This window comes from Acidithiobacillus sp. TH-A36, assembly GCF_057473445.1.
The window spans coordinates 1-6,550 of record NZ_JBYCKP010000668.1; the positions used below are offsets into that span (position 1 = coordinate 1).

The following is a 6,550-nucleotide window of genomic DNA, read 5'->3' on the forward strand; positions in this document are numbered from 1 at the left end:
TGCCGGGAAAGCCGGCCCCGGCGGGGAAGCGGTCGAGTTCGTCGTTGTCGTAATCGGCCTCGGTGAACCAGTCCTGGTTCCACATGGGATTGGCGACGACGCGGTCGAAGGTGCGGAGCTTGCCCTGCCTGTTGCGGAATTTGGGGTTCTTGAAGGTATCGCCGATTTCGATCTGGCCTTCCATGTCATGGATGATCATGTTCATGTTGGCCATGGCCCAGGTTTCGGGGGTGAATTCCTGGCCGAACAGTTTCAGCGGGGCGACGGTGCGCTTTTTGCCCTGGGTGCTTTCTTCCATGGCGATCTCGCATTTCACCAGCAGGCCGCCGGAGCCGCAGGTGGGGTCGTAGATTTCCATGCCGGGCTCGGGCTGGAGCGCGCGGGACATGATGGTGCCGACCTCGGGCGGGGTGTAGAACTCGCCGGCGCTCTGGCCGCCGCCTTCGGCGAACTTGCGGATCAGGTATTCGTAACTCTTGCCGATGATGTCTGCCTCGACGTCGTCGAGCCCGAGGCGCTTGGTGCTGATGGCCTCAATCAGATTGGAGAGGCGGTCGTCGTCGAGGTCGCGCTGGCCGTGGGTGGTGGCGTTGAAATCCACCCGGTCGATGATGCCCTGCAGCAGCGGGTTTTCCCGGGCGATGGCCCGCATGTGGGTGGTGACGCCTTCGCCAATCTTGTCGGAGAGCTTGCGAATCACGGACCAGACCGGCTGCTCGGGATCGTCCGGCACCAGCGGGAGGTAGAAGCGGACGAGCTTGTGGTCGGCCCTGGCGAGCTGGAAGGCCTTCCTGCGCGAGCCCACCTCGGCGGTGATGCGGTTTAGTTCGTCATCGAAGACGTCGCAAAGGCGCTTGGTGAAAATGAGCGGGAGGATGTAGTCCTTATACTTCGGCGCGTCCTTGGCGCCACGGATGGAACACGCGGCGTCCCAGATCCAGGATTCGAGAGATTTGTCTTTACCGTTATTGTTTGCCAATTGAGGTTGATCCGTTCGAACCGCAACCATTTTTCCCCCATTTCTGATGCCTAAAATGGGCACAGCTTGGGAATTATATGAGCAATAGTCAATAAAACAAAAAAAGCACCCAGGCTATAACCTGGATGCTTGTTTCTTTTGGCTCCCCGGGACAGGCTCGAACTGCCGACCTAGTGATTAACAGTCTCAAATTCTGGCATTTCTCAAAGTTCACCAACCTTTATCAACCTTGACGTATCAAACAGTTATACAGATACTACCTTTATCTACATTTACCAATTTACCGCAAAAAGGTTGGATAGAGGTTGGATAGAGGTTGGATTATCCACCAAAAATCAGTGGGTCCAGGAGACGCCGCCATGCCTGAAAAATTGAACTTCACCAAAAACGGTTTGCAAGCACTAAAACCCATGTCCGACAAGCGCCGCCGCGTTTACGACGAAAAGCAAAAAGGCTTGGCCGTGTATATTTCTCCATCAGGAGCCAAAACTTTCTATTGCATCAAAAAAGTGGGAGGACGAACAGAAGAGATCCGCATTGGCGATGCCACTATCGTCACCATTGAGATGGCCAGAACCACTACAGCGAGGATCATCAACGAAATAGCCGCAGGCACGAACCCCGCCGAACAGAAGCGCATCAAAAAAGCTGAGATGACATTTTCTGACCTGTTCAGCGAGTGGGTAAAAGACTGCAAGGCCAAGGGCAAAAAGAGCCTGAGTAAAGATCAGAGCAACTATCGTTTACACTTGGGTACATTGTCGAAAAAGAAGCTATCCGACATTGAGCGCCAGCATATCCGCACATTACACAGGAAGATCGGCACCCAGTCCGGTATCTATCAGGCCAACAGAGTATTAGCCCTGATCCGCGCCGTGTTTAACTTCGGGATCAATACGCTGGATATTCCGGGGCTGACAAACCCCGCTGCTGGATTGAAGATGCACCGCGAAGAAAGTCGAGACCGACGCCTGCACCCGGATGAGATGCCACAATTTTTTGAGGCGCTGTCCGCTGAGGAAAACCCGGATATACGCGATTACATTATGTTGTCGTTGCTGACTGGAGCGCGACGATCCAATGTGCTGGCAATGCACTGGGATGAAATCCATCTGGAGCGTAAAACCTGGACTATTCCGGGAAGCAAGGCGAAAGCGAAGGACAATATCGTTGTGCCGCTCACCAATGCTGCTGTAGAGATACTGCAAACCCGGGCAGTAGCCAATGGATCACAAGGGTGGGTGTTCCCCGGTGCAGGGAAAACAGGACACCTTGTAGAGCCCAAAAAGGGCTGGGCGCGTTTACTGGAACGAGCAGGTCTCAAGGACTTGAGGTTGCACGATCTACGCCGGACCCTAGCGAGTTTTCAGATTGACGCCGGTGTATCGTTAGCTGTTATCGGCAAAGGACTCGGGCACCACTCGCAGCAAACGACCGCCGTGTATGCGAGACTGGCGCAAGACCCGGTGGCCGATGCTTGGCAGAAGGGCACCGATGCCATCCTTGTGGCTGGCGGCATGAAAAAGGCTGCTGAGGTTGTGCCAATGGAGAAATTACCTATCCATCGCAAAAAATGATATATCGTGAAACGGGTCACGAAGGCATTTGACCACGCAATAGCCTATCCTAGCTGTCTACGTTTTGCGATCCAAGCGGCAATATCAGCGACACGGTAGCGGACAAGGCGGCCTGTCTTCACAAATGGCAGGTCATAGCGACCCGTACATCGCCAGTTTTGCAAAGTGGAAGGCTTAACCTGCAGAATCAATGCTGCGTCCGCTTCGTTTAATAGCTGTTGATGGGGGAAGCCTTCATTACGACCTAACTGGCTGGTGATTTCATGAATCACCTGTTGAGTCAGGTCATTTTGATTCAGATCATTTTCAAGAGCCATAGCTTGTGTACCTCATCACTGCTGCTGGATGATAAAATTAATTGGCCGCAACATGCGCATATTCCAGTAACAATTCCTGTATCTTTCGTGGCAGATACTGGATTTCGGCTAATATAAATACTTGCTGCACATCCACAATCAGAAGCCGTACAGAAGAATCGTCACGATGGATGAATTCACGCATTCTTTTCACCAACTGGACGTTTTTTAACCGGGTAACGCTTCAGATAATACAGCGCATCCCGCAAGGCCACCTGCACTTCCTCTAACTGGTTCGCCAAAAATGGGTGCGGCAAGGTGCGGAGCTGCGGGTCGAGCAAGGAACGCCAGTAATCCATGAGCATCTTTAAATCAGGCTCCTGCCCAAGCACAGAATCCTGAGTCCGATGCAATCCAATAACGGGCATGGAAGTGGTCATGCATCCATTCTTTTTTCGCTGTCCATCAAGATGTAATGGTTGGCCCGGCTCCACACGGTTTCTTTGCACAAAGGACATTATCGTTCCTCTCCGCCTTTCTTTACCAAATACACCGCCGTTCCATACGCGACCACTTCTTGCATGATATTCCCATTGCCCGAGTCAAACTCGCCAGAATCGAACCGCATGGCCAGGACAGCATTTGCTCCCAACGCTTCGGCATTATTACTCAGTTCCTGCAGGGCATCTTCCCGGGTCTGATTCGCCATATTTGTATCGCCCCGCTGCTTGCCGCCGAAAGCCGACGCGATATTACCTAGGCTGCGTCCAATCATGTTACGTGAACGAATAACCGTACCAAATATGGTCCCGAAATTTTTCTCAATGGTCATTCCTTCAACACTATCTGTCGTAAAAATGTGCATATCATGCCTCCTGTTGTCGCACAAAATACCGATCCGCAAAGCGTTTCAATTCCGGCTGGGGCCAGCCACGAATACCTGCAGAGACCTGCATAGGCTGAGCCAACTTCCCTTCTTTCACCCATCGATACAAAGTCGCTTCTGAAATTCCCAGATATTTAGCGGCCGTCTTAGGTCGCATAAACACCGGCCATCCGTCCGTCTGGTACGCTTCGCTCATATAATCACCTCACTTACACTCACTGAATCGCTTATCTTATGAAGCAGCAGCCACATGCGGTTCCGTTTCCACGGTGTGCGTTTGCTCCTCACCAGGACCAGATAGGGTTTTCGTCGGCTTTTCCTGGTATCGGTCGATAAACTCCTCGATTAATCCCAGAATCTTTTGCTGCCCCTGTTTTAATGCCTGCTCTTTAGTACGCAGATCCTTCCGCAACTGCAGCACCCGATCCGCAGACTCCGCCATCCCTCTTGCGGCCTCAGCGGCCGCCTTGTACTGTTCCACCGCCTTTTTCCCGGAAAACCATTTGCGCTCCAAGTCCGTGCCCAGATGCACGGCCCGCTCGTAAGCTTCCTCATAGTCTTCTCGATCCGCATGCGCCGCGATGAGCTTTTGGGTGAGTTCGTCCATCCCACTAAAAATACCCTGCACACGGACCTCAAAATCATGAAAGACATCATCTACCGCCACCCGCGCGGCTTCTGAGGGGATGCAGCGCATCAAGCTGTGGTCCACCAATATCCTTCTTTGCATTTCACGCAATATATTCAATCGGTTCTGCGCCAGTTCCACGACTAACCGATGTTGGGCATTTTCCAGTTGCTGTTCCTGCTCGAGAATGAGTTTATCCAGCATATTACCGGTATCCATTGACACCTCTGTTTGCTCAAAATCCATGACCGCTGCCATATTCCTCTCCTTTATTTCGGGGGATATACCCACTGCTGATGATTCAGAACCACCGCCTTGTTACGGGCATCAATCCGCGTAATCAGGGCGCCATCCAATCGACTGCCGACATGCACCAAGGCCACCTGCCCTGCTGGCGTTTGTACGACGGCATGGGTTCCATGTACCGCAATCGTGAGCCAGCCTTTTGCCGTAACGGCGGGCGCGGGCAGCCTAACTTTCTTGCCTTTCGATGGCGGAACGACCTTTCTCGCCAGGGCTACAATCCCGTTGGGTCCCGTTGCTGAAGTGGCCTTCATTGCGGCTAAACCACTCTGTACAGGTGCTGGCACGGCACGTTCACGCAGCGCCAGTCTTGCATCGGCCGCAGACTGTTCCGCCTGACGGATCTGCACCTTCAGTTGCATGTTTTCCGCTGTCAGATTCCCCACGGTTTTTTGAAGCCGCACCCTCCCCTTATCCAGGCTGGTGATAGAGGCCTGGGCGGATGCCAGTTTTTTACGCACCTGTTCCAACTGGCTCTGGGACGACGCCAATTGCTTTGTGGTATGCACTATGCCCAATTCCACCCATTTGGGCAGTTGCTGCACCGACGCCCTCTCCTTTTTTGCCAGTGCTGCTGAATCGGTCTTCCCACTGGTTCGGTGTACCCCTTGCGAAGCAAACCAGATCGGCCCCTGCCAAACAAGGTACTCATAGGCCAGCACCATGCAGCCCATCATCGACACCACGCCTAGAACCACCACGGCGCGCCCTCGCCAGGAGCGAGCCCCGGAATGGCCTTGCCTGGATTCTGGGGCTGATGGTGACCGTTCATTTTTTGCAGGGGATGGCGTTATGGGCCTTCCCGGTAAATGTTCGGTCAACATGATCTCATGCACCTTTTTTGAGCCCATCATAGATATGTGGTAAAGAACCACGCACGGGCTTCAACAGCATGACGTCTGGATGGGATGCGCCCTTTTTAAGCACATACAACACCGCTTTTTTATACAGATTATGGCCGGTATGCAGTATCAATATGGTACGATCCCCCAAAAGCTTCGCGTGATAATGGTTGCCCACATCCACAACATCGGCTTGCGCGATCTTCCCTTTGAATGTCACCACCGTACCACCACTGTTGACTTTCAATACTTGAAAGGGAGCCGTGCCTGCCCAACTGGCAGGCGCCATCGCAAACATTACCGCCATGACTGCCGATACACACATCGCTTTTTTCATATGCACCTTCCTTCTTTATCCACGTTTAAACCGTTGACCAAACCATCCCCTCACAGATAACCCAACCATCCGAAAATTACCGCGCATCAGGCGCCGATAATTCGTTACCCAAAAACTACCGATATCATTGCGTAACTCGGCTTCCACCGCCTCGTGGCAAGCATTTAATAACCGTTTCTTACTATCCCCTACATAATCCTTCATCTTCATTTCCTCACTATTTATCCTGGAGACTTTTATTGTATCAGTGAGGTTTTTGCATTTTTTTTCGCAAAAGTGCTGGACTGTTTAAGTAATCGGCAAAAAGTGCAGTTGCGCATCGTGTCGCTGGCGTCCGGCTGCATCGTATATAGATAACTCCCTTTACACTGGCTACAGTGATTCAAGACGACCAATTTGCGGTGATAATCCCGCCACAGGTAAAAAGCTTTTTCCATTTGTAGATCTTCCACCCAGGGCACCAACTCTCTGAATCGTTGGTACGCCATCAGGAAAATCTCAGGGCTCTTAATATCCTCGCTTAATTCGTACATCTGGAGGATTTTGACAAAAGCGATACCTTCTCTGACCGCCCGGTGGGACCGCAAATACACAGAGGAATAAATAGGCGTCTGGCCCTTGGCGGGGAAACCATGTACATTTTTCCAAAGCGCGTTGAGTTGGGCGCGGTTAATCCGTGTTACCGCTTCCACATTGATAGGA

12 protein-coding genes are annotated in these 6,550 nt (G+C 52.3%); 1 reads left to right on the forward strand and 11 read right to left on the reverse strand.

Annotated features, from left to right (window positions below; all coding sequences use genetic code 11):
* Positions 1–1,009, reverse strand: a 1,009-nt coding sequence (locus AC2VLY_RS16680; RefSeq protein ID WP_486922680.1) for a type I restriction-modification system subunit M, incomplete at its 3' end; no start/stop codon positions are given.
* Between the two features lie 329 nt (positions 1,010–1,338).
* Here AC2VLY_RS16680 and AC2VLY_RS16685 point away from each other — a divergent pair.
* Complete coding sequence (locus tag AC2VLY_RS16685) at positions 1,339–2,556, forward strand: tyrosine-type recombinase/integrase (RefSeq protein ID WP_065974106.1); 1,218 nt, start codon at positions 1,339–1,341, stop codon at positions 2,554–2,556.
* A gap of 44 nt (positions 2,557–2,600) precedes the next feature.
* On the opposite strand, the gene AC2VLY_RS16690 is transcribed toward AC2VLY_RS16685, so the two are convergent.
* The 10 genes from AC2VLY_RS16690 to AC2VLY_RS16735 all read right to left on the reverse strand — a co-directional run.
* A complete protein-coding gene (locus tag AC2VLY_RS16690; protein WP_024895307.1) occupies positions 2,601–2,873 on the reverse strand; it encodes a helix-turn-helix domain-containing protein in 273 nt (90 codons plus the stop codon).
* A gap of 37 nt (positions 2,874–2,910) precedes the next feature.
* Positions 2,911–3,057 carry a hypothetical protein gene (locus tag AC2VLY_RS16695; protein WP_158006556.1) on the reverse strand — a complete coding sequence of 49 codons (147 nt, stop codon included), beginning with the start codon at positions 3,055–3,057 and terminating at the stop codon, positions 2,911–2,913.
* Positions 3,050–3,292 (reverse strand): hypothetical protein, encoded by a 243-nt coding sequence (locus tag AC2VLY_RS16700; protein ID WP_139112157.1) that lies wholly within the window; start codon positions 3,290–3,292, stop codon positions 3,050–3,052. Before AC2VLY_RS16700 ends, AC2VLY_RS16695 begins: the two co-directional genes overlap by 8 nt.
* A gap of 77 nt (positions 3,293–3,369) precedes the next feature.
* Entirely contained in the window at positions 3,370–3,717 is a 348-nt protein-coding gene (locus tag AC2VLY_RS16705; protein ID WP_065974104.1) for a YbjQ family protein, read from the reverse strand.
* A 1-nt stretch (position 3,718) separates the two neighbouring features.
* Positions 3,719–3,934, reverse strand: coding sequence for a helix-turn-helix domain-containing protein (locus AC2VLY_RS16710; RefSeq protein WP_065974103.1), 216 nt, complete (start codon positions 3,932–3,934; stop codon positions 3,719–3,721).
* A gap of 36 nt (positions 3,935–3,970) precedes the next feature.
* Complete coding sequence (locus AC2VLY_RS16715; protein ID WP_065974102.1) at positions 3,971–4,624, reverse strand: hypothetical protein; 654 nt, start codon at positions 4,622–4,624, stop codon at positions 3,971–3,973.
* Between the two features lie 11 nt (positions 4,625–4,635).
* Positions 4,636–5,493, reverse strand: coding sequence for a hypothetical protein (locus AC2VLY_RS16720; protein WP_486892381.1), 858 nt, complete (start codon positions 5,491–5,493; stop codon positions 4,636–4,638).
* 4 nt (positions 5,494–5,497) lie between these two features.
* On the reverse strand, positions 5,498–5,848 hold the full coding sequence (locus AC2VLY_RS16725; RefSeq protein ID WP_486892382.1) for a hypothetical protein: 351 nt from the start codon (positions 5,846–5,848) through the stop codon (positions 5,498–5,500).
* 15 nt (positions 5,849–5,863) lie between these two features.
* Positions 5,864–6,052 carry a hypothetical protein gene (locus AC2VLY_RS16730; RefSeq protein ID WP_024895300.1) on the reverse strand — a complete coding sequence of 63 codons (189 nt, stop codon included), beginning with the start codon at positions 6,050–6,052 and terminating at the stop codon, positions 5,864–5,866.
* A gap of 32 nt (positions 6,053–6,084) precedes the next feature.
* A partial coding sequence (locus AC2VLY_RS16735) for a FlhC family transcriptional regulator (protein ID WP_486892383.1) occupies positions 6,085–6,550 on the reverse strand: 466 nt, incomplete at its 5' end.

What these genes read in the sequence shown, in the direction of transcription:
- AC2VLY_RS16720 (WP_486892381.1), bottom strand. Translation starts at nt 5,493, where the DNA reads ATGTTGACCGAACATTTACCGGGAAGGCCCATAACGCCATCCCCTGCA.
- AC2VLY_RS16710 (WP_065974103.1), bottom strand. Translation starts at nt 3,934, where the DNA reads ATGAGCGAAGCGTACCAGACGGACGGATGGCCGGTGTTTATGCGACCT.
- AC2VLY_RS16715 (WP_065974102.1), bottom strand. Translation starts at nt 4,624, where the DNA reads ATGGCAGCGGTCATGGATTTTGAGCAAACAGAGGTGTCAATGGATACC.
- AC2VLY_RS16685 (WP_065974106.1), top strand. Translation starts at nt 1,339, where the DNA reads ATGCCTGAAAAATTGAACTTCACCAAAAACGGTTTGCAAGCACTAAAA.
- AC2VLY_RS16690 (WP_024895307.1), bottom strand. Translation starts at nt 2,873, where the DNA reads ATGGCTCTTGAAAATGATCTGAATCAAAATGACCTGACTCAACAGGTG.
- AC2VLY_RS16730 (WP_024895300.1), bottom strand. Translation starts at nt 6,052, where the DNA reads ATGAAGGATTATGTAGGGGATAGTAAGAAACGGTTATTAAATGCTTGC.
- AC2VLY_RS16705 (WP_065974104.1), bottom strand. Translation starts at nt 3,717, where the DNA reads ATGCACATTTTTACGACAGATAGTGTTGAAGGAATGACCATTGAGAAA.
- AC2VLY_RS16725 (WP_486892382.1), bottom strand. Translation starts at nt 5,848, where the DNA reads ATGAAAAAAGCGATGTGTGTATCGGCAGTCATGGCGGTAATGTTTGCG.
- AC2VLY_RS16700 (WP_139112157.1), bottom strand. Translation starts at nt 3,292, where the DNA reads ATGACCACTTCCATGCCCGTTATTGGATTGCATCGGACTCAGGATTCT.
- AC2VLY_RS16695 (WP_158006556.1), bottom strand. Translation starts at nt 3,057, where the DNA reads ATGCGTGAATTCATCCATCGTGACGATTCTTCTGTACGGCTTCTGATT.